The sequence below is a fragment of the Pseudomonas sp. 91RF genome (assembly GCF_003576265.1).
Lineage (GTDB): Bacteria > Pseudomonadota > Gammaproteobacteria > Pseudomonadales > Pseudomonadaceae > Aquipseudomonas > Aquipseudomonas kribbensis.
Window position 1 is genome coordinate 28,421 of record NZ_QWFC01000017.1, and the last position, 24,619, is coordinate 53,039.

Here is a 24,619-nt window from a genome sequence, read left to right on the forward strand (position 1 = left end):
TTCAGTTCGCTGTTAAGGCATGTTCAAGATCTGCTGAAGAAAGGCGCTCGGCTTCTTCCAGCGTTTTGCGGATTGTCGCGGTGAGGTGTTTTTCGATCTGCCAGGGATCGGTCATGGCTGCCAAGTCATAAGACAGCTGAGGCAACGGTCCGAACAACTGGTCGCGCAACAAACGACCGGCATCGTAAGCACCGGTCTCGACGGCCTCCCTCGACACCAGCGAACCTTGCGCCTTGCCCAGCTCGATCTCGGCGAGTTTGGCCATGTTGTGCTCGCGCAGGGCGCGAGACTTCTGGTAGTCCGGATGCTTGCCGTCGCTCGGCATCAGCTGCGGCGGCGCAGCCGTGGAAGTCGGCTCCGTCAGGGGCGACAGTTGGCTATAAACGTCACGCTGAATCCGATCTTGTTGGTGACGATCGGCGACGGCGGCCTTGCTGGGGTCGCTGGTTTTATCGAGCAGCGCCTCAGTGGCTTCCAAGTCGATCTTGCCGTTTGCGGTGAGCACCAGCCGATCCTGACTGGCCAATTTGGAAACATAGGATTTGGCCCAGCCGCGCCGGGCCGCAAACTCCGTTTTGCTGATGATTGTCATGGTTAATTCTCCAGTTCACCCACGAGTTCACCGCTAGTTCACCTGTTCACCTCAGTTCACTAAGCTGGTGAACCGTCCGCTAACACAGTCCCGCGGGTTTCCGACCCCGTGTCCTTCAGATACCCCTAGGGTCCCCGCCGGTTTTCGGCGCCCCAGATCGGTGCATCACCCTTGCTCGCCCCCGGCTGGCGGGACTTCGCAGACGCCCAGCCGCTTGGCAGCCCAGCGTTCGTACAACCCGATGGCCACATCGGCACCGGCCATTGCCGTCAGGCAACCCAAGGCGCCCGCCGTCCAGAGCGTCATGCCTGCCGCGATCATCAGCATCATCGCCGACACCCCGCAGACAATGCAGGCCCCGGACCGAAGCGCGAGGCGGCGCAACAATGCCCACCCCCGCGCACCATCCTTGTCTGCTCGCCACATCTCACCGGATACGCCGCCGACCAGAGCCAGGACGATCACCAACCAGATCGGCATTTCTGCCAGCGCTTGCTGCTCATTTGTCATGTTGTGCCTCAAGTGAAGGAGCATGCCGAACACAAAAAAGAAAACCCCGCCGGAGGGCAGGGTTTTCAATGTCGCGGCATACGCCAGGACGAAGTGCACAGCACGTGCTCGGGGAAGCGCCAAGGCGCAGAATCCATATCGTGGGGACTTTTTACCCCCTGAGTACGGAACCGAAAAGGGGGCATTTTCGGTTATCCAACTTGACGCAACTTTGAGGCAACTTTGAGGAGACTTTGAGGTAAAGCGCCCCGACCAACGGTCAGCCACTTACGTGCGTCCTTGCGCTCGGCCAGCACCTCAAAGAGTCGGACATGAAGGCGGTGCACAAGATCGTAGTAGGTTTGCTTCGCCTTTGAGACGTAGCCCAGTTCGTGCATCTGCGCTGCCCATGTCGGTGCAGGGGCAAAGCCGTAACGCATAACTGCCAACTGTTGCAGCCTTTCACCCCGACCATCTTGCCGGGCAATCTCAGAAAGGGCCGCACCAATTTCCTGCGCAATTGCATCTGGACCCGCACCAGCGCCGAGAAGGATCCGAGAACCGGGTGTGCCCCGCGGCGCACAACCGCCCCACTCCATGATCGTCGCCATCGGGCTACCCATGCCTCCGGCTTCACCGGCGTTTCGGCATTGCTCGCCCCAATGGTTCAGCAACAACTCCATCGCCTCAATCATTGCCCTGCCCCCCACAAAACCGAACCCAACACAGAAATACCGCAACCCGACACAAACCCAACACAAATAAATCCCTTTAAATTCAATGCCTCAAATAGATTTGAGCTGAGTGTGTTGGGTTTGTTGGGTTTATCAGTCTTCGCATTAGAAAAAATTCCTTTCGCCGAATTCGTTGCAAATAACGTCATGCATGCGCGTGCGCGACACAAAACCCAACACACCCCACACAACAGCCGCGAAGGCATGTATTCCGGGCACTGAACGTGTGTGGAGTATTCAAAATCAACCCGACACACACTCAACACACCCAACACACTTTTGAAAATAGTCATGCTGCAAGCGCCTTGATGTGATCCCAGCTGTCCACGTGCCAGCCCGCCAGCCTGGCATTAGCCCGCCAGTTTTCCACCTGCTTGCCCAGCTCGGCCGCCTTGAGTGATGGGGGCGGGGAAGCATCCAGGTCCGCGGGAAAGAAAAACGCGCCAAAACGACGGTTATTGCCGTCAGTCCAAGGTATTGCACGCGATTTATCCACCTCGGAACTGATGAACAGAGAGAACTTCGTCTGACTCATCACATGCTCTTTGTTGCGCTGACACCATTCGAGAAACAACGAATAGAGGTCGGTCGATAGACACGGTCCCCAAAGCCCATGCCCCAGCTCGCTGTACTTCCACAGATGCAAGAATGTTTGCCAGCCGGCCCGACTCAAGGCCACCAACCGCTCACGCGCCTCGGTCGATGGCGGCCGCGTGCGCTGGTTGAAGTCCCCTAGATCGACCGACAGTAACCAACCGTAGAGCGCCGCCACCCCACCCTGCTCCAGTTCACGACCAATTGCCTTTTGCCGAGCGACTGGTAGGGTCTCCATAGGCCACATGACCAGCATTCTTCGATCACTGTCGCTGATTGGCCACGGAAGAATCTCGTTGCTGAGAAATACCGCATTCATATGGTTGGCCTCTTCCCAGCCATTAATGAACTTCGACTCCATCCGCACCGTTTTACCAGTGATCAAGTGCTTGATCTTGCCCACCTGGTTGTAACGTTGATCGCGACTGACCACCTCTTCAAAAACGGACCACAATTTGCGGCTTTGCCACGCGTTGAAACTGCTTTCCAACTGCGTCTGGCCAACAGTCGCCGCGTATTGGCCGTAAAGCATGCCGAGTGCGTCAGCGAACAAAAGGCTTTTGCCCGAACCTTCCATGATCGAGTGCATTAATACAGCGGTGTCCATCTTGGCGCCCAAGTGCTGCAGCGGATACGCCAGCCAGCGAGTTAACCAATCGGTCGCGGCTTCATCATGATTACAAAGAAATGAGATCAGCCAACGCAGGTTGGCACACGCTGCATCATCCCTGACTGGCTCAAGCGGCAACCCGTCAAAGGTATTGATGTACACCGCAGGATCCTTCGTCATGGTCGGATCAAACACGATGTGTTCAACATCGACGGTGCGGCGCTCGCTGCTGTTCAGCCACAACGGGTAAGTGTCACCCAGCGCCATCTTCACCGCGCCCTCGGCTATGCGCCGCTTCTTTTCCCGATCCCAAACGTCTTTGGTGCCATCGATGTAAACGTAGCGATCGGTTGGAGACATCCCGAATGCACCGCCCTTCTTCCCAGCCATGCGGCGCGCCTGCTCGATCTCGCGAACATGGTCGTCAGAAATTAGTCTCTTTCCGGTGTCGTCCAACCAGGCTTTGGCCAGTGGCTTGCCCACACGAGCTTCGAAAGCGGACTTCTTCATTACCTTCGTTTGGTCGCAATCCCACACGTGCGTGGTGCCTTCTACCAGCGCAAAACGACGCAGAATGTAGTCCAGCGTTATGACCTCCCCCGCCCCCCCGTCAGGAGCAGGAGCGGCCTCGCTGGACGGGCGTGTTTCGTCGGAGGTCGGCCCGCTCAATTCACCGGATGGGGTGGGGGGAAGATCATTAGGATCTGGACGGGCGGCGTGTTGCATACCCAACATTCGCGCAGCATCCTTCACAGCCTTCGACTGGTCGCCGCCGTGCTCGAGTAAGCAGAACACTTCAAAGGCGTCGTTCTGATGTCCGTTCGCGAGAGGGTCAGCACCGTGGTGCGAGTAAACCTTCCCTTCACTGATCGTTACCCCTGGCAGACCGGTGCTGCTTTGAGGGTACAGCCACTTATTGCCTCGCTTGATGTACCCATGGGCGCGAAGAAGCTCCGCAACATCGTGACAACGGTTGAATTCATCAATTACAGAGGGTCGTTTGCCGCCACCGAGCGCAGGACGCTTTTGGGCTTTGACCGGTGGCTTCGGTGGCGCAATCGCCCATGGACACGCAGCTTCAGCATCTCGCTTAAAAAACTCCCAATTCTGCCAAATGGTAAGCAACTCTTTGGTCAGCGTGGGCAGCCCTTCAGTAGCACGTGGAGCGGTTTTCCAGATGTAAGGTTTGCCGGTACCGGGATGAATTGATGGTGGAAATACGTCTTGCACCAGTCCGGCACGTAGTTCAAAGACCGTGAAGCGTTTGAACGGCTCGGCTTCGGTTCGCGCAGCGGCTTCTGCGGCAAGATCACCCAGCTCTTTCGCAGCCTTGGCCTTGTCCATAAATCCTTTGAAAATCGAACCGTCCGGGTCTTTTTCATTCGGCCATGACAGTGAATGACGCGTGAGCTCAATGCCTGCCGGCACCTTGAATACCACCCGAAATCGCAGCGGATTCCCGACGATAGTCGGGAACACCACTGTCATCGCATCAAGATCAAGCCCCAAGAGTTCATACAGAACATGACGCGTCCATTGAACGTCATCAACGTCCAATGAACAAACGCGGCTCGGCCCGAGCACGACGCCAAGGTTATGATTTGGGTTTCGTTGCCAGAACGCCTCGGCTGTCTCGGCATCGGTGATATAGCCTCCGGGCTTATTCCACCCTAGCCCTTTCGGAGCCTTTTCACCTGGATCAATCGATACGAGTGCCAAGTCAAAAGCATTGATGTAACGCTTTGCCCATGTTGCGATGGCTGTTCCTTTGCCCGATCCACTCATCGCCGGGCCTCCCGCAACTCCTGACAAGAGACGCAGGTCTCGCAACCTTCAACCTTCTGCTGTCGAAGCAACGGGATCGGTTCGTCGCAGTCGTCACAGAACTGCGCGCTAACGCGGCTCGATTGCACGCGGCGACTGCGATGAATAGCAACATCAAGCAGGTATTGCGCCTGCTCGTTTGCGCGGTCGATATCATCAGCCATTGATGCGATCCTCCATCGCCTGACGAGCTCCTGCCATGATGCCGAGGACTTCTCGAATTACATCCATTCCGTACTTTTCGAGATCCACGACTTCATGAAGCTCCCAGACGTTGTCCGCCGCGCCGTCGTGCATCTTGGCCACGAATTCACCGGTTTCCCCGAGAAGCTTACCAACCGCTTTCAAGGCATCACGGGTTGCCGGTACGGGCACGGGCCGGTACCAAACCGCACCTGCTGGACGCATCAATGCGTCCAGCAAGCGTGGATCAGCGGTCAGCCTGATCACTTCCTCAAGTTCATCTGGATTCAGCCAGCGGCGTTCTTCATCGAGCTTGAGTTTCTTCTGGAGGGTGTCGTTGTCCAACACCATTTCAAAGGCAAGGGCGGTAATTCCGCCCTTATAGTCACGACCAGCGCGATAAATCGCTTGGCGTAGAGGCAGGACCGGACCTGCGTCCGGCAAAAGATCTGTGCGACTCATAACCGTAAATCCCCTATTTACGGTGTAGCCATAGCTCAGGGTAAACCCTATCCTACGACCACGACCGATGTGCATGTGCTGTGTATCGTCGTAGTCGGGCTGGGGGATTCTTTGGTGAGAGGCCCCAGCTCGACACTTTTTAGGCGGCCCTGGCCTTGCGGCGGGATCCGATTGGACGAATCTCCACGGCTGTACAGGCCCCCTTTTCATCAACTTGAACTCGGATATCCCGAGCTGAGTTGAGCATTTGAGAGACTGCGCTTTGCGATACCCCGATCAGTAAAGCGAGCTCTGGTTGAGTCTTACCCTGGGCGAAATCTCCTAAGGGAATTCCTATTTCGTTTGCCATCCACGCTTCCTCGAGTGGGCGTTGCGATGCGGATATTAGTGTTACTTCTTTTAAACAGCAAGCGAAAAAGACGTAGGACTGTTTTGAAAAAATAAGTCTTCCTTATAAATTGCGATGCATGATTACCTCGATCCCACTTACTGCCGACGACGAAACCCGAAAAGCCGAGGCTATGCGCTTGAAGGCTATTTATCAGGATCGCAAACGGCACGATCCCTCCCTTACCCAGGACAAAATCGCCGACATGTGCGAGTGGGCTGGGCAAAGCGTTGTCAGCCAGTACTTAAATGGCCGAATCCCTCTCAACATCGGAGCGCTGATCAAGTTTTCGAATGTCTTGGACTTTTCGCTTGATGAGGTAAGCCCACGTCTCGCTGCTTTCGCCGAAATGCCCCGCCTGCGGCATTCGCAAGGCAGTAGTCAAAGCTCAAGATCCACCGACTGGGAAATGCATCAGATTGAAGTGTGGGATGACGAGACGCCTCTCGGGCCTGATGAGGTGGAGCTGCCATTCTTTAAGGAAGTGGAATTGTCTGCGGGTAATGGATCTCAGGTGAGGCTTGAAACAAACGGACGTAAATTACGCTTCGGGAAACGGACTCTTAAAAGAAAAAGCATTGATCCTGCATCTGCAGGTTGCGCTCCCGTAACTGGTAACAGCATGGAGCCAGTGCTTCCTGATGGCAGTACCGTGGGTGTAGACACCGCCAATACAGTCGTTCAAGACGGCAAGATGTACGCGATAGATCATGATGGCCAGTTGCGCGTGAAGCTCCTCTATCGGTTGCCTGGCTCAGGTTTACGCCTGCGAAGCTACAACACCGAGGAGCATCCGGACGAGCGATATGATGGCGACTATGTGCAGCAGCACATTCGCATCATCGGGAAGGTGTTCTGGTACTCGGTAATGCTTTAGACAATGCCTTTCCAAAGGCCCCCATGTGGGGTCTTTTTTTCGCCCGCTAATTTTATTTCCCAGTATTTATAAGTGATACTGTTGACATATTTAATCAGTAACACTAATTTTGCATTGGTATCCACCTCTCACCAAAGAGATCAACTCATGCAAACCTCACAGCATCGCAATACTCGCTGTCCTGTTTACCTGCACCCCTCCTTATGCACCAGTCGCGGCGCTGTTGAAGACCTACAGCGCCGCACGGGGCTACTCGCCATCAGCAGCCCCCACCGCCGCACCGCCGCTGCTACGCAACTTATCACCGCTGCCGCATCCGAACCTGCTGCTGGTTCGCACGGAGACGATGCGGCATGAATAACTACCTCATTCCCCTCACTAAACAAGACCTGTTGCATCACATGCTCCAGGTTGGTGGTGGTGCCGTGTGCCCTCTTCAACGACCAGAGCAGACCATCTATGTAAGCTTTGATGTGGAGCTCACTCAAAACAGCGCAGTCGTTAGCGTTGAATTGGGAGGGCACACCGGCGAACTGACCCTCAAGCGATCGGATCGAGCCAATCACCTACACCTGCGGGACTTCATCCAAGATATTGCGAACGGCAGAATTGAGTCAGCTCAACCCGCTCCCCCCGAGCAGTCCGGCCGCCTTGCGCAAATTGATCGAGCACTTGCGGACTCGGAAGCATTGCTTGACCGCGTCCGCAAACTGATCGCCGCCTGAGGACTGCGCCATGAACCGCACCTTGGACGAAACAGCCGCATTGCTCGGAATCAAGCCCCGCACCTTCCGCAAGAGGTTGCGCGAGCTAGGCATTCTCAACAGCAGTGGCGACCTATCCAGCCAGCACCGTGATCGCGGCTGCCTGTATTCGGACCCCCGCAGCACCGTTATTCCGTCACTCAACAAGTGCCGTCATTACTCCGTGGTGATGGTGAAGGAGGAAGGGATCGAATGGCTGGCCAAGAAACTTGGAATCATCATTACGAAAAAGGACGCCGCTGCATGAAAACCAACAAACTCAATGCCTACACGCAAGCCCTTGGCGCCCTGAAGCTGATTCCGATCTACTTAAACTGCCCGGGGGTAGTCAGTCGCGCAACGCTCGTTGGTGCTTCGTCGGAAGCAATCCAATTGCTTGAGAGCATGCCCGTACTGAGTACCGAATTGGCCGAGGTATTCCGCTGCGTCAACAACGTAATCCTGGAAGGACAAGTCGCCTACGTTACGCCAACCAACTCGCCAGAGTTCCCATTCGGCGCTGTGGTGGCTGACGTCAAGGGCAACATTTGTGCGGCTGCAATGGGTAAAAGTAAAGAAGGTCTCGCCGAGCTGATTCGCCTCAAGTTGCTGCCCCCATTGGAGGGGTTCGGGGAGAACGCAGCGTGAGCAACACACTTGAACAATTGCGACGTCAGTTCGCTACTCCATGCCCGACCCTGGCAGCAGTTCGGGAACAGTACTTCGCACACATTCGCACCGACCGCTACCTACTTGCCGAGATCAAGGCAGGCCGCATCGCGCTGGTCGTGAAGCGTCTGCACGGGTCGGCTCGCGCTCAACGAGTGGTGTACCTGCACGACCTGGCGGAGTTCCTTGATACCCAAGCAGCGAATCAAGCGGCTTGATTTCAACGGTCACGCCTGCCGTCCAGAGAAAAAAGGCACAACACATGAAACCCATGAATACGGCCGATCTCTTCGGAAGTTTCACCTGGGGTAACTATCACGCAATCTTCCTCCGCTGGCCTCTCACCAAGCATCCCGGCGGAGGGTTTTACTGAGGCTCACAGCACATGACCACAATTCAAATTAGCGCACTGATTACCCTAGTCGCCTTAGCTGGGCTGCTCATCTGGGGTGGCTACATCATGGGCCGAAGTGATGGCCTAGAGAAAGGCCTGCTCGAGGGTGAAGACATCCAACGCGCCGCAAACGCTAAATCCATCCGCGAATTGCAGGCCTCCCTGCAGTTCATCCGGGCCGATCACGCGCGTCTGACACATATCTGCAAGCAACTTGAAGCCAGCCCATGCTTCGGCCCGAAAGAACACCAAAAACTGGTGGCCGTTGGCGATCTGTTGCGGATCGCCGCAGAAACCTTCAGCGCTTTTCGCACCGGCAAGAAGCTCGAGCGTGATGCCCGAGCTCTGCGCGAGAATGTGCTTACAATGGCTGCGCAGTTACAACCAGAAATCAAGAGTAGCTTGGCCGGACAATCACTCCCCAGCTATGAGCAAGTAGCTGAGGAGGCTGCATGAAAACTTTATTTCTGCTTATGGCCCAATACAACGGGCTGACCATTATTCCACTTAATCAAGTGTGTAAAGACTATTTCACACATCTAACTACCGATATGTTTCAACGCAAAGTAATGGCCGGTCAAATTCGAATCCCCATCACTAGGCTTGAATCCAGCCAGAAAAGCGCAAAAGGAGTTCATATAACTGATTTGGCCATTTATCTCGACAAACGACGCGAAAGCGCGATCAAAGAGTGTGCACAACTTAACAGTCAACCAAGATCCAGTTAATGGAGCACGGCGTCGCTCACATACGGCGCCAATACCATGATTGTAATTTCATACCAAAAGCAATATAATTCGCAAATTTTCTGAGAATACCATATGCTGACCCCTCTTCGTTACCCAGGCGGCAAAGCCAAACTAGGTGCTTGGTTAGCACACCTCCTCCGCTCAAACAATATAGATGGGAGCTACATCGAAGCGTATGCAGGAGGAGCAGGAGCGGCCATCTATCTACTAACAAATAACTACGTTAAAGATATTGTCATTAACGATCTCGACCCTGCCATTTATAGCTTCTGGATGTCAGTAACACACAACACGCCAAGCTTTATTAAAAAGTTAATGAACACCGAGGTCACCCTTGAAGAGCGTGAAAAACAAAAAGAAATATACAACAACCCATTCAAACATACTGAGCTTGAACTGGGCTTTGCCACATTCTTCCTAAACCGCACCAATCGCTCAGGCATCATAACTGGTGGAGTAATTGGAGGAAAATTCCAAACTGGCAAATACAAGATTGATGCGAGATACACGAAGGAGAATCTTGCAGAGCGGATCAGAAACATTGGGAAAATGCGCGAAAAAATAGCAATACATTGCGAAGACGCACTGCATTTCATAAAAAATATCGACACCAACAATAACAGCTTAATAAACCTCGACCCCCCCTATTACAATAAGGGCAGTCAGCTTTATTCAAACTTCTACAAACATGAAGACCACATTAGCATCTCGAACCAAATACATAACATTTCGACTCCGCTGATAATCACCTACGACCACTGCGAAGAGATTCAAGAAATTTACGAAGACCATCAGAGTCTAACTTTCAATATTGTATATTCTAGCCATCTCGATAGGCCCGTGGCGCGCGAACTCTTAATTTACAAAAATATTAGGATCGATCCGCTCCCGTTCACATCAAAGCAGATCTCCCCGATAAAAAATGGGTCACACTCTAAGGCACTGCTACCTCATCCCACAGAAGTTTGAGAAGATGATAGAAATCATCCCAGGTATTTTTTACCTTCTCATCTCGCGGATTAAATATATCCGAGTGAATATACTTCTGCATAGATGGAATTGAGACAAGCTGCCCATTAAGAAGGTCCTCAATTTTCTGATGATAGTCATCTCCATCTGAAATCCTACCATCCCTGATCAATTTATTTTTGATCAAACGAAGCATGTCTTTGATAGTTACACTATCCAGACTTCCTCGATTCAACTCGAATCTTCCCACGTAATGTCTGAAGGTTCCTTCAACGAATGCCCGCACAAGCATCATTCCAGCAACCGGGCATTTTTCGAGCATCGTGAGCTCTTTATATATATCCCTTAGTTTCAGCTCATCCTTGGGCAATACGAGTGGATGACCGCCTTTGGTTACGTACTTTGCGCGATTGGCGCTGTGCGTAGTAGGCATCGAACCACTTTTTGGTCCCGAGCCCGAAGGAGAGGATCCCCCCCCATCAGGATTATTCGAACTAGCCCCTGAGCCCGTGTTCGACGGTCGACCACCAACAGCACCAACTTGACCAGGAGCAATTGCTGGCGCTCCAACCTCACCTTCCCCGGATGCACTACCAGACTCAACCGCTGGACCTCGAGCGGACACACACTCATTGAGCCCAGCCTCACGCCTCACAACTTCAATGTAGTGGTCACGCCCTGGCGCTGTCATCATCGAGAACGATCCGTTGTCTTCACTTCTTTTTACATGGACCTTTCCCCCTTCAAGATCGGAAATTAATCTTTTAACAACAGCCAACGCGACAATAAGCGGAGCGTCGATGACGAGCTCATCATCTTCATCAAATTCAAATCCTAGCAGACGAATATTTTTCTGAGCATTGAAATAACGACCCATTGTTGTTATCGCAATATCCTCTGGGACTTCAATATCGTTTTGGTCAGCCCAAAGCAAAAGTTTTGCCGCACGCCAGTAATTGCCTTTTTCACCGATCGACAGCTGGTAATACTCCTGCTGAAGCGAGCCCCACTGTTTACGGCCCACGCCTCCGTTCTCACCGGTGTGAATTCGGGAAATATATTCATTGACTACCTCCGGATCTTCACCGACCTGGACGTCGATTTTGTGAATGAGATTCCCATTTTCTTCGGCTAAACGAGCAAGTCGCTCAAAACGTTCCTGTACACTCTTTTCAGCACACAGGTAAGGTCTGTTGAGTAACTTCAATGCTGAAATGCGTCGATTCCCATCTTTGACAATGAGCTTGTTCCGTTGCTTCAATACTACGATAGGCTCAATCGTAAGGCCGCTCTCAGCAATGTCTTTTGCGATAGCGAAAAAAGAGGCTCCAAAAGAGACCATCTTGGCAAGACACGCACTCTGGTCAGGCGCATAGCCCAATCGAGGGTTGTGCTCGTCGAGCAAAAGAGTATCAAGCGAGACATTTTTTTTGTCCTTGAAACCGGTTCTCATTCCCTAGCGCTCCAATTTCTTATGGTAGTGGCACATTGGCCATTGCGCGAGAATACCGGCACACCCACTGCAAGAACAACCACTGGATCCAAAGCCATGGAAGACTCACGGCAAATAGCCCAGACTGGTCAGGGTTGCGCGTCCTTTTCTCTTTGTCCCAAAGCCACGGGTGGCCGCAGGATGCGCTCAATCCAGCTCCATTGTGCGTATGGATCACCGCGCCCTCTCAAGTGGGTATAACGGCGAAGTGAGTTCCAATCCCGGTGACCAGACACGCTCGACACTCTCGGGATATCCCAATCCATCTCAAACAATCGGCTGACTCCATCGTGTCGGAGATCATGAAAATGCAGATCCTCGATCTCCAAGAATTTGCATGCCTTAGCCCAACTTGTTGATACAGAAGACGAATTATAAGGAAAGATCTCGGCGTTCGACTTTGGCATGGTTTTCAAGATTCGCCACGCCTCGTCAGGAATGGAACACCAAACATCATTGCCGATTTTCTGCCCGGGATTCTTCATATCTCTAACCAGCACTCGCTGGCCAGCCTCATCCACATCAGACCATCGAATGCGGCAGATCTCATCCTGCCGCCGCGTGGAGAACATCGCGAAGCCGATCACCTTAAGCATGTTGATCGAACTAGGGCGCCGCTGCTGAATGCCTAGAAAGTGCTCCAGGATCTTATCCAGCTCGTCCATCGCCGGGCGCCGATCTCGTTCGCGGCTTTTCATGTTGTAACCCAACTTTCTTAAAACCTTTCTTGCATCTGCCATTGCATGGGCATCGACCTCATACCCCCAAGCTGGGCGAGCAATCGAGAGGACAGCCCCAAGGTGAGCCAGATCATTGCCGGCTGTCTGCGGCTGGACACCGCCACCCTCCTTGCTCATACGCCAGAGCGCAAAATCCACCAAGCGCTGACTGTTGATATCCGAGTCAACGGTCTGGCCAAACTCCGACGCTGCAATAGCCTTCAGAGTGGCTTCCTTTGTTTTACCGAGCGGCCGGACTTTCTCCATTTCATTCAGATACTGAGTGATCATGTCCTGCACGGTGACGCCCGTGCGGTTCGCACGCTCAATCGCACCAGGCTGATCCAGCTCTGCTTCACGTCGCCGCACCCATACTTGTGCCGCCTGTTTCCGGGCGAAGGTCTGGCTCTCTTGGTAGACTTGCGCTCCATCGCGAAACAGGCGTATCTGTGCCGTGTAACTGACTGAGCCATCGGTGCGTTTTCGAGCTCTGATCGTTGCCATAATCGACTGGTACAATTCCGAAAGTGATTGGTACATTGTACCAGTGAGACGAAAAAAACGCCTGAAAACGCCTAAAAACCTGCTTTAAACACGTTGAGTAAAATGGTACCAAATACCCACTCCAGCCCAGTAAACTCAAGCCCTGCGCTATCTCGGCGGTTCTCCGTTGCACCTATGATGGATTGGACTGACCGTCACTGCCGGTTCTTCCTACGCCTATTGTCGAAAAACGCCCTGCTCTACACCGAAATGGTCACCACCGGCGCTTTGCTCAACGGCGATCACGAGCGTTTCCTCCGTCACAACGAAGCCGAGCACCCGCTGGCGTTGCAACTGGGCGGTAGTGTCCCGCAGGACCTGGCCGCTTGCGCACGTATGGCGCAGGAGCACGGTTATGACGAGGTGAATCTGAACGTTGGCTGCCCGAGTGATCGTGTGCAGAACAATATGATCGGGGCGTGCCTGATGGGGCATCCGCAGTTGGTGGCGGATTGTGTGAAGGCGATGCGTGATGCGGTGTCGATTCCGGTGACGGTGAAGCACCGGATCGGGATCAATGGGCGGGACAGTTATGAGGAGCTGTGCGATTTCGTCGGTACGGTGCGGGATGCCGGGTGCACGAGTTTTACGGTGCATGCGCGGATTGCGATTCTGGAGGGGTTGTCGCCGAAGGAGAACCGTGACATTCCGCCGTTGCGTTATGACGTGGCGGCGCGGTTGAAGGCGGATTTTCCGGAGCTGGAGATCATTCTGAACGGCGGGATCAAGACGATGGAGGCCTGCCATGAGCATTTGCAGACCTTTGACGGGGTGATGCTGGGCCGTGAGGCTTATCACAATCCCTATCTGCTGGCCGAGGTGGATCAGCAGTTGTTCGGCAGTTCGGCGCCGGTGATCACCCGGGCCGAGGCGTTGGCGCAGTTGCGGCCTTATATTGCCGAGCATCTGGCGACGGGCGGGGCGATGCATCACATCACCCGACATGTGCTGGGACTGGGCACCGGTTTCCCGGGGGCGCGCAAGTTTCGGCAGTTGTTGTCGGTGGATATTCACAAGGCCAAGGATCCGCTGGCGTTGCTGGATCAGGCGGCGGAGTTGTTGGCGGGTCGTTGATCGACGCGTTGAATGTGCGGGCAACGAATGAGCGTTGCCTGCTGCTGTGGTTCTTTTGATGTACTGACAGGATGTCTTTTGTTTATGCCCGCGTTGAATTTCTCTGGCTTCAAGCGCTGCACCTTCCTTGCTTTGTTTTGCGTCACGTCCAATGTTCAGGCCCACTGCGACGGGTTGTGTCTGGGTAACACCGATACGCCATGGGAGGTGACCAAGCTGTCTGGTTTCACACTTGTCTCTTTGCTGCTCACGCCCTTTACGGCCTCGCAAGAAACCACCGACAGCCATAAACGCGTTTACTCCGCTGCGGAGCTCGAGGACGCGCGGCTCTATCTCGCCAGCGACGGCATGCTGCAAGCCGCATATTTCACGTCAGCCTTGCAGCGTTTTCGTCAGGAATCGCCTGATATGGAGTTGAGCGACCTCGCCGTTGCCGCGCTGATCAGCAGTCAGTGATCAAGCCGCCGCTTCCGTCCAGTTCACCCAGCCAAACACCCACGTCGCCAGGATCAGCAAACCAAACGCGATCCGGTACCAGGCAAACGCGGCGTAGCTGTGGTTCGCAATGAACTTGAGCAAGCCGCGTACGGCGATCATTGCGAAGACGAATGCGGTGACGAAGCCCAGGGCGAAGACCGGCAGGTCGCCGGCCTGGAACAGGTCGCGGTATTTGTAGCCGGAATACACCGCCGCGCCGACCATGGTCGGCATTGCCAGGAAGAACGAGAACTCCGTGGCGGCCTTGCGCGACAGGCCGAACAGCAGGCCGCCGATGATGGTGGAGCCGGAGCGCGAGGTGCCGGGAATCATCGCCAGGCACTGTACGAAACCGATCTTCAGCGCGTCGGACCAGGCCATGTCGTCGACGTGCTCGACACTCACTACATGATTTCGTTTTTCTGCCCATAACATCACGATACCGCCCACCACCAGTGCGACCGCCACGGTGATCGGGTTGAACAGGTAATGATGAATGGCGTCGGCAAATAACACGCCGAGAATCACTGCCGGGAAAAATGCGATCAGCAGATTAAGTGTGAAGCGTTGTGCATTGCGCTGGGTCGGCAGGCCTTTGACGATCTCGAAGATCTTCGGGCGAAACTCCCAGACGACAGCCAGAATGGCACCCAGTTGAATAATGATGTTGAACGCCATCGCGCGTTCGCCACCGAAGTCGAGCAAGTCGGCAACGATAATCTGGTGGCCCGTACTGGAGATGGGCAAGAACTCGGTGAGACCTTCTACCGCACTTAAAACCAACACCTTGAACAAGGTCAGTAAATCCATTAATCCTCCGTCAGAACGCTCTTCAAGAGCGCCCGGTCAACTGCATTCAGGCATTGGGTATCAGCAATTAAACAATTGGCAGATCTACAGTCATTGCCCGATTTGGTGACGGAGAATATGTCTTATCAAAAGACACACTCAAGCCATGTTAATAATCGTCTGTCTGTGAACTTGTTCACTTAGTGGCAAAAATAACCTTGCGCCCCTAAAATGTGACCCACCTCACACTCCCCTGATTCTGGCGACGAACCATACTGGCCATAGGACATAAAAACCGGTCGCCATAATTACAAAATAGTGGCACCATTGCACATCGCCACCATCTAACGACGTTCGTTTCGTTAGTTCAGCACCCCGAGAAAATCAACTAAATGCTTGAAAAGCTTAATTATTGTTAAAAAACTCGGGAGCCACGTCTAAAAATCGCGCGAATGTTACCAATTGTCAGTCACAGATGAGAACCGGTGCTTTAACATCCCGATGTCCGCACTTTTTCGAGTCAAGGCATGATGCTTACAGGGAACTTAGCGACTAGAAGCTCGCACCAGACAAACGACGCGCCAGGTGTTCTTGCCCTGGCGCGTACCCGTGCTGTGGCCGAACACTTCAGAGCGCTAATCGCCAAACATGTGCAGACCGGTCTGGCGCTGGAAGCCGACTCTTTCACTAGTTCATATCAGCCAAACGAATATCACGGCGCCTATCGCGCCATTTTCATCGTCATCGATACTCCGCAAGCACTGGAAGACAATCTGGCGCTGGTGGAGAACCTGCGCACCGAGAACTTGAAGCCGATCATTTGTGCGGTGATTACCGGTCGCGGCGCCCACAACAAGATCAAATACCATCTTGCCGGGGCAGACTTCTGTATCAAGCTCAATACCCTTTCCGATGAGGGCGGCGAGTTGCTGAGTGAATTCTTCAGCAGTGAAGAATGGCTGCGTGACATTGATCTGATACTGGACCCGACCCGTATCTGCCTCTCCGACACCAGCAAGAAACTGGACATTTCCTTTGCCGAGATGAAGATCCTGGAAGCGTTTTCGCAAACCAGCAATCACATTCTCAGCCATGACGAAATCGCCGGCATCATGGGGCTCAACACGCATTTCTACGACCCTCGCGCGCTGGAAAAATCCATCAGCCGCTTGCGTGGGAAAATCAAGGACGTGTACGGTACGAACGCCATACAGAGCATTCGCGGGTATGGCTACCGTCTGATGAGGGGGTTGATCTCGACCGCCTGAGTCAGGGAAATCACCATTTGCAGCATACGAGGGAACGTCTGATGCAACGCTACAACACTCCACGGTCTCACCGTTTTATTTGCAATATCCATCCAATAAAAAGCTGTCAATTGAATGAGCGCTGCAACACTTAAACATAACAATAAATCATTACTCTAAAAGCAGACCCAGTGGAACTTGTCGCGGGCCATAATTGGGCCCAGACCCTGCCTGTCGATTATTTCCGAGCGCGTTATAACTCGTCTGCCGATTACCTTTTAGCCAAATTTGGTGCGTTATTCAGGAGAGAGACATGGAAACCAGTACAACCCTCCCACGCAAATATTTTGTTGTCGTGACCAATAACTCCGCGTCGCAACGTGAACTCGAGAGCATTCTCTCCAGTGAGCGTTTCAACTCGTTCGGTACGTCCCAGGCACAAATGTTTGTTGAAGGTGTTGCTTCGCCCTCTTCCACTCCCACGCTCATGGAGTTCACTTACCCACGCGGCACAAGGAAAAGCGTCGCTCGCAGTATTGAACATGATACACAGCGCATATTGGCCACCCTCGAGTCCGAGTGGCTGGCGGCACAATCGGTAAACTCGCTCCAGAACTCACCTGCAATGGAAGACACCGGCTCCATTGAAGGCAATATTCCCTGCACGGAGGCCTGGCATCTGGACAATGACCAGGGCGCACTCGTCAAGGAAGGTGTCGAGATCAGCCTCACCGGCCTCGAAACCGCACTGGTCAGAAAGATGCTGCACCACGAAGAGCGTGTTGTCAGTCGCGACGATCTGATCCTCAGCATCGGCCGGGAACCGGAACAATATCGCGGACTGGAAATGTGCCTGAGCCGTCTTCAAGACAAGTTCAAAAGTGCCAGCAATGGTGAACGGCTGTTTCGTGCCGTGCGCAATCGTGGTTATTGCCTGATCCAGGAAGTTGTTGCCTGAGCACAGCCTCCACATCCAGAAATTGAAGCAAGTGCAATAACAAAAATAAAAAAGCACTTTGCTTGTTTGAACCTCCTTTTCAGTAATGCTTCCCTCCTCACCCTTCCTACGATAGCAAACAGATTATTGTTTGTTCACCCTTTGCCCTTTGACCTTTTCTAACGTTCGATTATTTCCCCAATCAATTGCTTGGCACTTTGCCACCTTGTTAGAACTCGTCAGACAGCTTCTTCCCCAATAACTTAGTCTATTGATTGACGACAGTTCGGCATACCGATGTTGTTACCTCAGAACATGGGCACCTAAAACAAAAACAACTCTGCTTAACAACTCGGATTTCAACTGTCGAAACCTGAATGGAAGTCTTTTGGGGATATCGCATATGGATCTCACTCTACGTATCAACCGAAACACCGGCCTCAAGGGACTTACCTTCTGGGGCCAATGGGCGCTGGCACAGTGCTTTATTGTTTCACTGTTATTTGTATTGGCTGAGCAGCACACGGGAACGGTCGAGTTCTATTACCGGATGTGCACCATGCTGGCCGTGCTGGCTTCGGTTCCGGCCTACACGTTCAGCGGCGCCTACCGAAAGCGCGACAACTACCTGACCGGTCTCGGGCGGCTGCTGATGGGCTGGTCGATGACCATGGCCGGGCTGACCTTCATCGCGTTCATCTGCAAGGCTGATGAGCTGTTTTCGCGCCAGGTGATTCTTGACTGGGCGGTGTACGGTTTCCTCGGTCAGGCGCTGCTCTATGCGCCCCTGCACGCGTTTTCGAAGTACTACCAGCGTTCACGCAAAAGCGAGCACAAGACCCTGATCGTCGGCACGGGCGAGCTGGCTCTGGGCCTGGCGAAGAAGCTCAGCGAACAGGAAAACCTGCCGCTGGTGGGACTGGTCAGCAACGGCACCGTGCCTGCGCTGGACGCGGATGCTCCACGGGTCGTCGGCGATCAGGAAAACCTCCTGGAGCTGATCAAACGCCACGATATCCGCCGTCTGTACATCACGCTGTCTCTGTCCGAAGCGGCGAAGATCGAAGCCATGTACGGCGATCTGCTGGATGCCAACGTGGACGTGGTCTGGGTGCCGGACCTGAACAGCCTGACGCTGCTCAATCATTCGGTGAAAGTCGTGGACGGCCTGCCGGCGATCTACCTCAATGAAAGCCCGCTGACCAGCCGCCCGACCGCTGCCCTGAGCAAGAGCCTGATGGAGAAAAGCGTCGCACTGCTGGCCATCATCCTGTTGAGCCCGGTGCTGCTGCTGATCTCGCTGGCGGTGAAGCTCAGCTCGCCGGGCCCGGTGTTCTTCAAACAGGATCGCCATGGCTGGAACGGCAAGGTGATTCAGGTCTGGAAGTTCCGCTCGATGCGCGTGCACGATGACCATGAAGTCAAACAGGCCAGCCGCAACGATTCGCGCATCACCGCCGTCGGGCGCTTCATCCGCCGCACTTCGCTGGATGAGCTGCCGCAACTGTTCAACGTGCTGCAAGGGCACATGGCCCTGGTCGGCCCGCGTCCGCATGCCGTGGCGCACAACAACTACTACTCGGGCAAGATCCTCGCCTACATGGCGCGTCACCGAATCAAACCGGGCATCACTGGCCTGGCGCAGATCAGCGGTTGCCGGGGTGAGACCGACACCCTCGACAAGATGGAGAAGCGTGTCGAGATCGACCTCAAGTACATCAACAACTGGTCGCTGTGGCTGGATGTGAAGATCTTGGTGAAGACGCCGTTTACCCTGCTGTCGAAGGATATTTACTGAGACGCAGCGCTTCGAAAGGCAACACCGCAAGGGGACGAAAGTCCCCTTTTTTGTGGGCGGGATTTGGGAGGTTGGCGGGCAGCTTGCGAGCACGGTGGGTAAGTTGAATGGGTGTCGACAGGACTGACGTCAATCGCGAGCAGGCTCGCTCCCACAAGGTTTCGGTTAATGCTGGAGATCAGGTATTACCCGATAACCTGTGGCAACGGTGGATGGATCAGGATCAGCATCCACCCCAAGCCAAAACGGGAGCCCAAGAGCTCCCGTTTTGGCTTTCCGGTCTCCCGGACTTACTCGGTAATCTTCCCGAAGTTGCGATAGAACATGTCGTCCTCACGGCTATCGGTCATCGAGTGCAGCTGGAAGCTGCGGCTGAGCCTCGCACCACCGTCACGGGTCAGCGGCGCCCAGACCAGGTTGGCCCGGCGCATGGTCGACATGCTCATCATCTCGTCGAACGGAATCGACAGATAAATGCCCTTGTCGAAACTACCTTCGCCGTATTCCGCACTGCCCGCCGTGGTGATGGTCGCCCAGGCACCGAAGCGCACGCCGTTGGAAAACTCCCGGGAGATATCCAGCGTGCCGCCAAAGTCGCCAGCCAGATAACGCCCGACGCTGACCGCCGCCAGTGTTTCGTAGGGCAAATCGGTGTAACCGGTGATATGACCGGTCAGCACCGAGTAGTCCCGCAGGCCGAAACCCTGATCGAATTCGCGCTGACGCACGTAGTTCAGATCCGCACCGATCGCCCAGCGCTCGCCGGTAGGACGGAACAGCACCTCGCCGCCCACCCCGGCGAACATCGACTCCAGATAACCGCCGTAGACCATGCCGTACAGATCCTTGTCCAGTTGCTCGGCGTGGCTGACCTGAAATAACGGCATGGTGGTGTCGGATGTGGTCAGGTACTGACGCAAGTCCGTACGCACACGCGGCAAGCCGCTGGGTGCGTCGTATTTGAACTTGTCGAAGTTGTTCGTCAGGTTCTGGCTGAGCATGCCGCTCCACCAGGTGTTGCGGTTGAAGCGGAACTCCGCGTCCAGATCCGCACTGAATTGATAGAGCAAGCCATCCGGGCCACCGACGTTCTGCTTGAAGCCCAGACCCGCGCCATAGCTGAAGTGCTGCAGCGGCTGGGTGTAGAGCGTCTTCTCGTTGTGTGGCATCGCCGGGTTGACCTCGGTGGTGCGGTGCAACGCTTGCAGCGGTTCCTCATTGTTGATCACTTCGCGGAAGGTCTGGCGCGGCACGCTGGTTTCTTCCAGCGGCAGGTCGTAACGCTTGTTCACCAGGGTGAACCAGTCGATGTCATCGTTGACGCTGTTGTCCAAAACCCGGCTTGCACGCCCCACCGCTTTGGAGGAATGGAAGTAGCGCTGCTGCTCGCCATACACGATCAACTCGGAATCGCGCTGGGCGATGCGCTCGACCCGGTAGCCCGCATTCTGTTGCAGGCGTTGCGATACGTTGGCCCAGTCAACCTGATCCATCGAGGTGGTCGGTGCCTTCGCCGGCAGCGGCTCCGGCGGTGGATCGAAGGTCTTGGCCGGCGCCTTGCGGCTGACGAAATTGGTGTGGAAGGTGACGCCGAACATCGCTGTGTTGCCCCGCTCCCACGCGGCGCTCACGTCGAGGGAGTCCGTCACCTTGAACACCGCGCCAAGGTTGATCGGCGAGTCCTGCTTGATCACGTTGTCCTTGGGTTCGTGTTTGTAATCGTTGCCTTCGTATTCGAGTTTGAGGCTCAGGCGATCCCAGGGGGTCTGGTAACTCACGCCGCCGAAGAACGATGGCTGGCCGCGAAAGTACGAACCGGCGTTGACGTCGCCGGTGCCTTCCAGGGCTGGCCGGGTCTTGAAACGGTCATCGAGATAGCCGAACGGGTTGTCGATATCGCCGCGATTACCGATGTAACCCCAGGCGATGCCGGCGCTGAAATCCAGGTTGTCGAAGCGCTTGTTGGCCACCAGGAATTCACTGGCGAACAAACCCGTACCGCCGACGTCTCGGAAGCCCAGGGAAATATCGGGGGCCCAATGGGTTTCCTCCCAGAGCCGGACTTTGACGTCGACCGCCTTGTCTTTATAGCTCTGGTTGCCGCTCATGGATTCCGGGCCGTAGGGACGGTTGGTGATGGCGGTGTAGCGGAACGAACCTTCGAGCCAGTCCAGCGGCTGCAACGAAACGCTGTAGCGGCTGTAAGGCTCGGTGCGGTTGGCGTTGACGCTCAACTCGCCGGCCGGGGACATGCGTGCGGTGGGCGTCTGCAACAGACCGGTGCCACCAAAATCGCCCTGGGTAATTCGCGGCTCGGCATGGACCAGGCCGCACGGCAATAACAACACAGCTGCAAAACGCAAATTCAACGAACCACCTCAGCCAACTGCGTGGCAATAAATTCGGCCAACTGCTGATTCAGTTCAGGGATAGGCGGATCCAGATCATCGTTTTTCAACGGCACCAGAATCTTGCTGCCGGCAACGGGAAACTGCCCGCTCTCACGATTCCAGTGGGCGATGCCGACGCGCCGCGAAACACCGTTGGGCTGGATCAGCCACAGGTAATCGGCGTCGGCATCGTCCTCCAGCAGCACGCACCTGCTGAGGTATTCACGGGCCTCGAGCAACGGCTGATAAGGCAGTCGGCAGGTCCCGGCGACCGCGCCGAGCACTTCCACTTCATCGACCCGTTGCGGGTAGATCAGGCGATCGCCATCGTCGAGACGAATGTTGCGGGCGAAGCCGACTTCCAGCGCCACCGGGTCCAGGTCCGCGATCTGGCGCCCGGTGACCGGCATCTTCTGCACGTCTTCGGCCATGCGCACCGCCAGGGCTTTGCGGCTTGGCCGGTCGAACAGATCGGCCATGCGCTGCAATACGTCCAGATCGAACAGCACGCCGACCTTGAGCCGGGTCTGCTCTTCCAGCAGCGACTGACGCAGCAGCACACCGGCCAGCCAGTAACCCTCGGCGTTAGGCACGGCCTCGCTGATTACATCGGTCAATCGGCCGCCCGGCGGCAACGTCACCGGCCCGGGGTTGGCGACATCGCCAGTGACCATGACCGCCGCCTGACTTGCGCCGGCGAGCAACATCAAACCCGCCGACAGAACCCTCAAGCACTTCATGGCAGATGCCTGCGATCAGGGGTCAACTGGACGATCTTCACCCGTAGTTGCGAGGTCAGTTGCTGCTCGCTCTGCACAATGAAACCGTCCACCGGGTCGACCCAGTAACGATTGGTCGCCCGCAGGCCGATGGCCGGGACGTCGATACGTTCATCGACACGCAGCACGGCGTATTCCTTGTTCAGAATCTTCAGGGTTTCCACGGATTTGCGGGTGAAGCGGCTGTTGACGATCAGCCCGACTTCCTGGCCCTTGTAGAGGTCGATCCAGCGCTGGCTGGTCTGGCCATCGGTAACATGTTGCAGACCGCGCTTGAACGGCGAGGCATCGGACAGCCGCGTCCCGTCCAGGTCGCCCTCCGCGCCCAGGCCGATGCTGCGCACCGCGAGACCGTCGCGCAGCAGCAGGACCTGCTTGCCGGACGCCACCCAGAACTGCAGGTCATCGCGCTTGCGCACCAGCGCCAGCACACCGGAACCGGACGGCGTGGTGAGTTTGAGTTGCGGATAATTGACCTCGGCCACCTGGACCGGCGTCACGTCGATATCATCCGGGCCGACTACCGCCGACTTGAGGTTAGTCACCGACGCAACCATCAGCGGATTACAGCCACACAGCAACAAGGCCGCCATCAGGCAGACGCCAACATTCAGGATTTTCAAAGTCGGCGGGCCTTATTTGCTGTTGTTGGTGAATTCGCTCCAGTTCTTCGCAGCGGAAGCGCCAGTGCCGACAATCGATGCCGATGGCACCAACTGGCTGATCAGACGGTTCCAGCGAGTCACGTTGGCAGGCCCTACATAAACGACGTCCTGGGGGCGCACTTCGAAGTGCGTGGCGAGGACCATGGCAGTCGGCGATTCGGCTTCCAGTTGATAGATCTTCGCCGGCTCGACATCGAGGTTTTCCACCCCGCGAATGACGTACACGGCATTGCCATTGGCGGTGGTCTGGCTCAAGCCGCCGACCGAGCCGAGCACGTCGGACAGGTTCATGGTCGCCGTCTTGAAGCTCAGGGCGCGCGGCTGGTTGACCTCGCCCATCACGTAGATGCGCTTGTTGTCGTTGTACGGCAGATACAGTTTGTCGCCACCCTGGAGGTAGACGTTCTGCAACTCGGAATCCTGTTGATTGAGGGTATCCAGATTCAGGGGATAGACCCGCTCGTTGCGCGTCAGCAACAACCCGGACAGGTCGGCATTGTTGGTGTCGATGCCCGCCGAACCGAGGGCTTCGACCACGCTCAGCGGGTTGGTGGAAATCGCTTGCGGGCCCGCCTTGGCGACCGCGCCGGTGACCACGACTTTCTGGCTGGCGAAACGCAACACGGCGACGTCCACTTGCGGCTCGGCGATGAACGCCGACAGCCGTTGTTCGATGTCGTCGCGCAGTTGCTGGATGGTCCGGCCGGCGGCCTGGACTTCCTTGATGTACGGGTAATACAGCGTGCCGTCGGAGCGCACCAGACGGCCGTTGGCGTCGATCTGCTGCTGCGCGCCCGACGGTGCGGTCAGCTCGGGGTGATCCCACACGGTGATGTACAGCACGTCGTTGTTGCCGATGCGGTACTCGGCCGGCGTCGCCAGCAATTCCGTGGGCACTGACTCACGCTTCTGCGTGGCGCGGTTCATGGAGATCAGCTTGGGGGTGATCGGAATCAACTCGACCCGGCTGCTTTCACTGGCGCCCTGGCGGGTGATGCCAAAGGTGCTCAGGTGTTGACCGGGGGAAAACATGCAACCTTGCAGAGCGAGACTTGCCAGCATTAAAAGAGAAAAACTACGAGTCATAATGGCACTACGCTATTCAAGGGCGAATCCAAAACAAAGTCACCCGACTTTCGTCGGGCGACCTTGTACTGCACCAACAGTTACTTCAGTTAGTTGTGCGTGCCGGTTGTACCCGTGGTACCGGTGGTACCCGTTGTACCGCCGTTGGCACTTCCACCACTGTTGGACGCCGCTACGGCACTGGCAACCATTGCAGTACTGGCAGCAGGCGCTGTAGAAGCCGCGACACTGCCCGATACATTGGTTACCGCAGTAAGCGGTGCTTCAGCTGCGGATGCCCAGTTGCTCAACATCGTCAACAAGGCAATCGCCATCACTTTTTTCATATCAACTCCTTTCTAACATT

General features: G+C 55.3%; 29 protein-coding genes. 13 read left to right on the forward strand and 16 right to left on the reverse strand.

The window, feature by feature from the left end:
* Position 1: 1 nt before the first annotated feature.
* The 8 genes from DXT77_RS05820 to DXT77_RS30350 all read right to left on the reverse strand — a co-directional run bounded on the left by DXT77_RS05820 (position 2) and on the right by DXT77_RS30350 (position 5,837).
* Complete coding sequence (locus DXT77_RS05820) at positions 2-592, reverse strand: terminase small subunit (protein WP_119426949.1); 591 nt, start codon at positions 590-592, stop codon at positions 2-4.
* Positions 593-757: 165 nt separating this feature from the next.
* On the reverse strand, positions 758-1,102 hold the full coding sequence (locus tag DXT77_RS05825) for a phage holin family protein (protein WP_119427028.1): 345 nt from the start codon (positions 1,100-1,102) through the stop codon (positions 758-760).
* A 191-nt stretch (positions 1,103-1,293) separates the two neighbouring features.
* Positions 1,294-1,776, reverse strand: coding sequence for a hypothetical protein (locus DXT77_RS05830; protein WP_119426950.1), 483 nt, complete (start codon positions 1,774-1,776; stop codon positions 1,294-1,296).
* Complete coding sequence (locus DXT77_RS29690; RefSeq protein ID WP_147406985.1) at positions 1,773-2,108, reverse strand: hypothetical protein; 336 nt, start codon at positions 2,106-2,108, stop codon at positions 1,773-1,775. Before DXT77_RS29690 ends, DXT77_RS05830 begins: the two co-directional genes overlap by 4 nt.
* Entirely contained in the window at positions 2,105-4,804 is a 2,700-nt protein-coding gene (locus DXT77_RS05835; RefSeq protein WP_119426951.1) for a bifunctional DNA primase/polymerase, read from the reverse strand. Before DXT77_RS05835 ends, DXT77_RS29690 begins: the two co-directional genes overlap by 4 nt.
* Complete coding sequence (locus tag DXT77_RS05840; RefSeq protein WP_119426952.1) at positions 4,801-5,007, reverse strand: TraR/DksA C4-type zinc finger protein; 207 nt, start codon at positions 5,005-5,007, stop codon at positions 4,801-4,803. Before DXT77_RS05840 ends, DXT77_RS05835 begins: the two co-directional genes overlap by 4 nt.
* Positions 5,000-5,488 (reverse strand): phage regulatory CII family protein, encoded by a 489-nt coding sequence (locus DXT77_RS05845; protein WP_119427029.1) that lies wholly within the window; start codon positions 5,486-5,488, stop codon positions 5,000-5,002. Before DXT77_RS05845 ends, DXT77_RS05840 begins: the two co-directional genes overlap by 8 nt.
* Positions 5,489-5,627: 139 nt before the next feature.
* Entirely contained in the window at positions 5,628-5,837 is a 210-nt protein-coding gene (locus tag DXT77_RS30350; RefSeq protein ID WP_119426953.1) for a Cro/CI family transcriptional regulator, read from the reverse strand.
* Between the two features lie 118 nt (positions 5,838-5,955).
* Here DXT77_RS30350 and DXT77_RS05855 point away from each other — a divergent pair, with 118 nt between their 5' ends.
* From DXT77_RS05855 to DXT77_RS05895, 8 genes are all read left to right on the forward strand, one after another.
* On the forward strand, positions 5,956-6,753 hold the full coding sequence (locus tag DXT77_RS05855) for a helix-turn-helix transcriptional regulator (protein ID WP_119426954.1): 798 nt from the start codon (positions 5,956-5,958) through the stop codon (positions 6,751-6,753).
* Positions 6,754-7,106: 353 nt separating this feature from the next.
* On the forward strand, positions 7,107-7,478 hold the full coding sequence (locus DXT77_RS05865) for a hypothetical protein (RefSeq protein WP_119426956.1): 372 nt from the start codon (positions 7,107-7,109) through the stop codon (positions 7,476-7,478).
* 10 nt (positions 7,479-7,488) lie between these two features.
* On the forward strand, positions 7,489-7,764 hold the full coding sequence (locus tag DXT77_RS05870) for a hypothetical protein (protein ID WP_119426957.1): 276 nt from the start codon (positions 7,489-7,491) through the stop codon (positions 7,762-7,764).
* Positions 7,761-8,144: a hypothetical protein gene (locus tag DXT77_RS05875; protein ID WP_119426958.1), complete on the forward strand. Its 384-nt coding sequence runs from the start codon at positions 7,761-7,763 to the stop codon at positions 8,142-8,144. The genes DXT77_RS05870 and DXT77_RS05875 overlap by 4 nt, the downstream gene beginning before the upstream one ends.
* A complete protein-coding gene (locus DXT77_RS05880) occupies positions 8,141-8,383 on the forward strand; it encodes a pyocin activator PrtN family protein (protein WP_119426959.1) in 243 nt (80 codons plus the stop codon). Before DXT77_RS05875 ends, DXT77_RS05880 begins: the two co-directional genes overlap by 4 nt.
* A gap of 167 nt (positions 8,384-8,550) precedes the next feature.
* The gene (locus DXT77_RS05885; RefSeq protein WP_119426960.1) at positions 8,551-9,015 is read left to right on the forward strand and encodes a hypothetical protein; all 465 of its coding nucleotides are present in this window, start codon (positions 8,551-8,553) and stop codon (positions 9,013-9,015) included.
* Complete coding sequence (locus tag DXT77_RS05890; RefSeq protein WP_119426961.1) at positions 9,012-9,287, forward strand: pyocin activator PrtN family protein; 276 nt, start codon at positions 9,012-9,014, stop codon at positions 9,285-9,287. Before DXT77_RS05885 ends, DXT77_RS05890 begins: the two co-directional genes overlap by 4 nt.
* Positions 9,288-9,380: 93 nt before the next feature.
* Positions 9,381-10,277 carry a DNA adenine methylase gene (locus DXT77_RS05895; protein WP_119426962.1) on the forward strand — a complete coding sequence of 299 codons (897 nt, stop codon included), beginning with the start codon at positions 9,381-9,383 and terminating at the stop codon, positions 10,275-10,277.
* Here the strand turns inward: DXT77_RS05895 and DXT77_RS05900 are convergent.
* On the reverse strand, positions 10,243-11,730 hold the full coding sequence (locus DXT77_RS05900; protein WP_119426963.1) for a ParB N-terminal domain-containing protein: 1,488 nt from the start codon (positions 11,728-11,730) through the stop codon (positions 10,243-10,245). The two genes, DXT77_RS05895 and DXT77_RS05900, sit on opposite strands and share 35 nt — an antisense overlap.
* A 128-nt stretch (positions 11,731-11,858) precedes the next feature.
* Entirely contained in the window at positions 11,859-12,992 is a 1,134-nt protein-coding gene (locus DXT77_RS05905; RefSeq protein ID WP_178083443.1) for a site-specific integrase, read from the reverse strand.
* Between the two features lie 102 nt (positions 12,993-13,094).
* On the opposite strand from DXT77_RS05905, the gene dusA reads away from it, so the two are divergent.
* Together dusA and DXT77_RS05915 are read left to right on the forward strand one after the other, a co-directional pair.
* On the forward strand, positions 13,095-14,105 hold the full coding sequence (dusA, locus tag DXT77_RS05910) for a tRNA dihydrouridine(20/20a) synthase DusA (RefSeq protein ID WP_119426965.1): 1,011 nt from the start codon (positions 13,095-13,097) through the stop codon (positions 14,103-14,105).
* Between the two features lie 84 nt (positions 14,106-14,189).
* Positions 14,190-14,561, forward strand: coding sequence for a DUF2388 domain-containing protein (locus tag DXT77_RS05915; protein WP_119426966.1), 372 nt, complete (start codon positions 14,190-14,192; stop codon positions 14,559-14,561).
* Here the strand turns inward: DXT77_RS05915 and DXT77_RS05920 are convergent, their stop codons facing one another.
* Positions 14,562-15,392 carry an undecaprenyl-diphosphate phosphatase gene (locus tag DXT77_RS05920; protein WP_119426967.1) on the reverse strand — a complete coding sequence of 277 codons (831 nt, stop codon included), beginning with the start codon at positions 15,390-15,392 and terminating at the stop codon, positions 14,562-14,564. It lies immediately after the preceding gene.
* Between the two features lie 506 nt (positions 15,393-15,898).
* On the opposite strand from DXT77_RS05920, the gene DXT77_RS05925 reads away from it, so the two are divergent.
* From DXT77_RS05925 to DXT77_RS05935, 3 genes are all read left to right on the forward strand, one after another.
* Complete coding sequence (locus DXT77_RS05925) at positions 15,899-16,639, forward strand: winged helix-turn-helix domain-containing protein (protein WP_085713182.1); 741 nt, start codon at positions 15,899-15,901, stop codon at positions 16,637-16,639.
* Between the two features lie 292 nt (positions 16,640-16,931).
* On the forward strand, positions 16,932-17,576 hold the full coding sequence (locus DXT77_RS05930) for a helix-turn-helix domain-containing protein (protein ID WP_119426968.1): 645 nt from the start codon (positions 16,932-16,934) through the stop codon (positions 17,574-17,576).
* 382 nt (positions 17,577-17,958) lie between these two features.
* A complete protein-coding gene (locus tag DXT77_RS05935; RefSeq protein ID WP_119426969.1) occupies positions 17,959-19,353 on the forward strand; it encodes an undecaprenyl-phosphate glucose phosphotransferase in 1,395 nt (464 codons plus the stop codon).
* Between the two features lie 290 nt (positions 19,354-19,643).
* On the opposite strand, the gene DXT77_RS05940 is transcribed toward DXT77_RS05935, so the two are convergent.
* From DXT77_RS05940 to DXT77_RS05960, 5 genes are all read right to left on the reverse strand, one after another.
* Entirely contained in the window at positions 19,644-21,722 is a 2,079-nt protein-coding gene (locus DXT77_RS05940; protein ID WP_119426970.1) for a YjbH domain-containing protein, read from the reverse strand.
* Positions 21,719-22,483 carry a capsule biosynthesis GfcC family protein gene (locus DXT77_RS05945; RefSeq protein WP_119426971.1) on the reverse strand — a complete coding sequence of 255 codons (765 nt, stop codon included), beginning with the start codon at positions 22,481-22,483 and terminating at the stop codon, positions 21,719-21,721. The genes DXT77_RS05940 and DXT77_RS05945 overlap by 4 nt, the downstream gene beginning before the upstream one ends.
* Positions 22,480-23,145, reverse strand: a complete 666-nt coding sequence (locus DXT77_RS05950; protein WP_119426972.1) for a YjbF family lipoprotein — start codon at positions 23,143-23,145, stop codon at positions 22,480-22,482. The genes DXT77_RS05945 and DXT77_RS05950 overlap by 4 nt, the downstream gene beginning before the upstream one ends.
* 12 nt (positions 23,146-23,157) lie before the next feature.
* Complete coding sequence (locus tag DXT77_RS05955) at positions 23,158-24,219, reverse strand: polysaccharide biosynthesis/export family protein (RefSeq protein ID WP_119426973.1); 1,062 nt, start codon at positions 24,217-24,219, stop codon at positions 23,158-23,160.
* 143 nt (positions 24,220-24,362) lie between these two features.
* On the reverse strand, positions 24,363-24,599 hold the full coding sequence (locus DXT77_RS05960; RefSeq protein WP_003226528.1) for a hypothetical protein: 237 nt from the start codon (positions 24,597-24,599) through the stop codon (positions 24,363-24,365).
* Positions 24,600-24,619 lie beyond the last annotated feature (20 nt).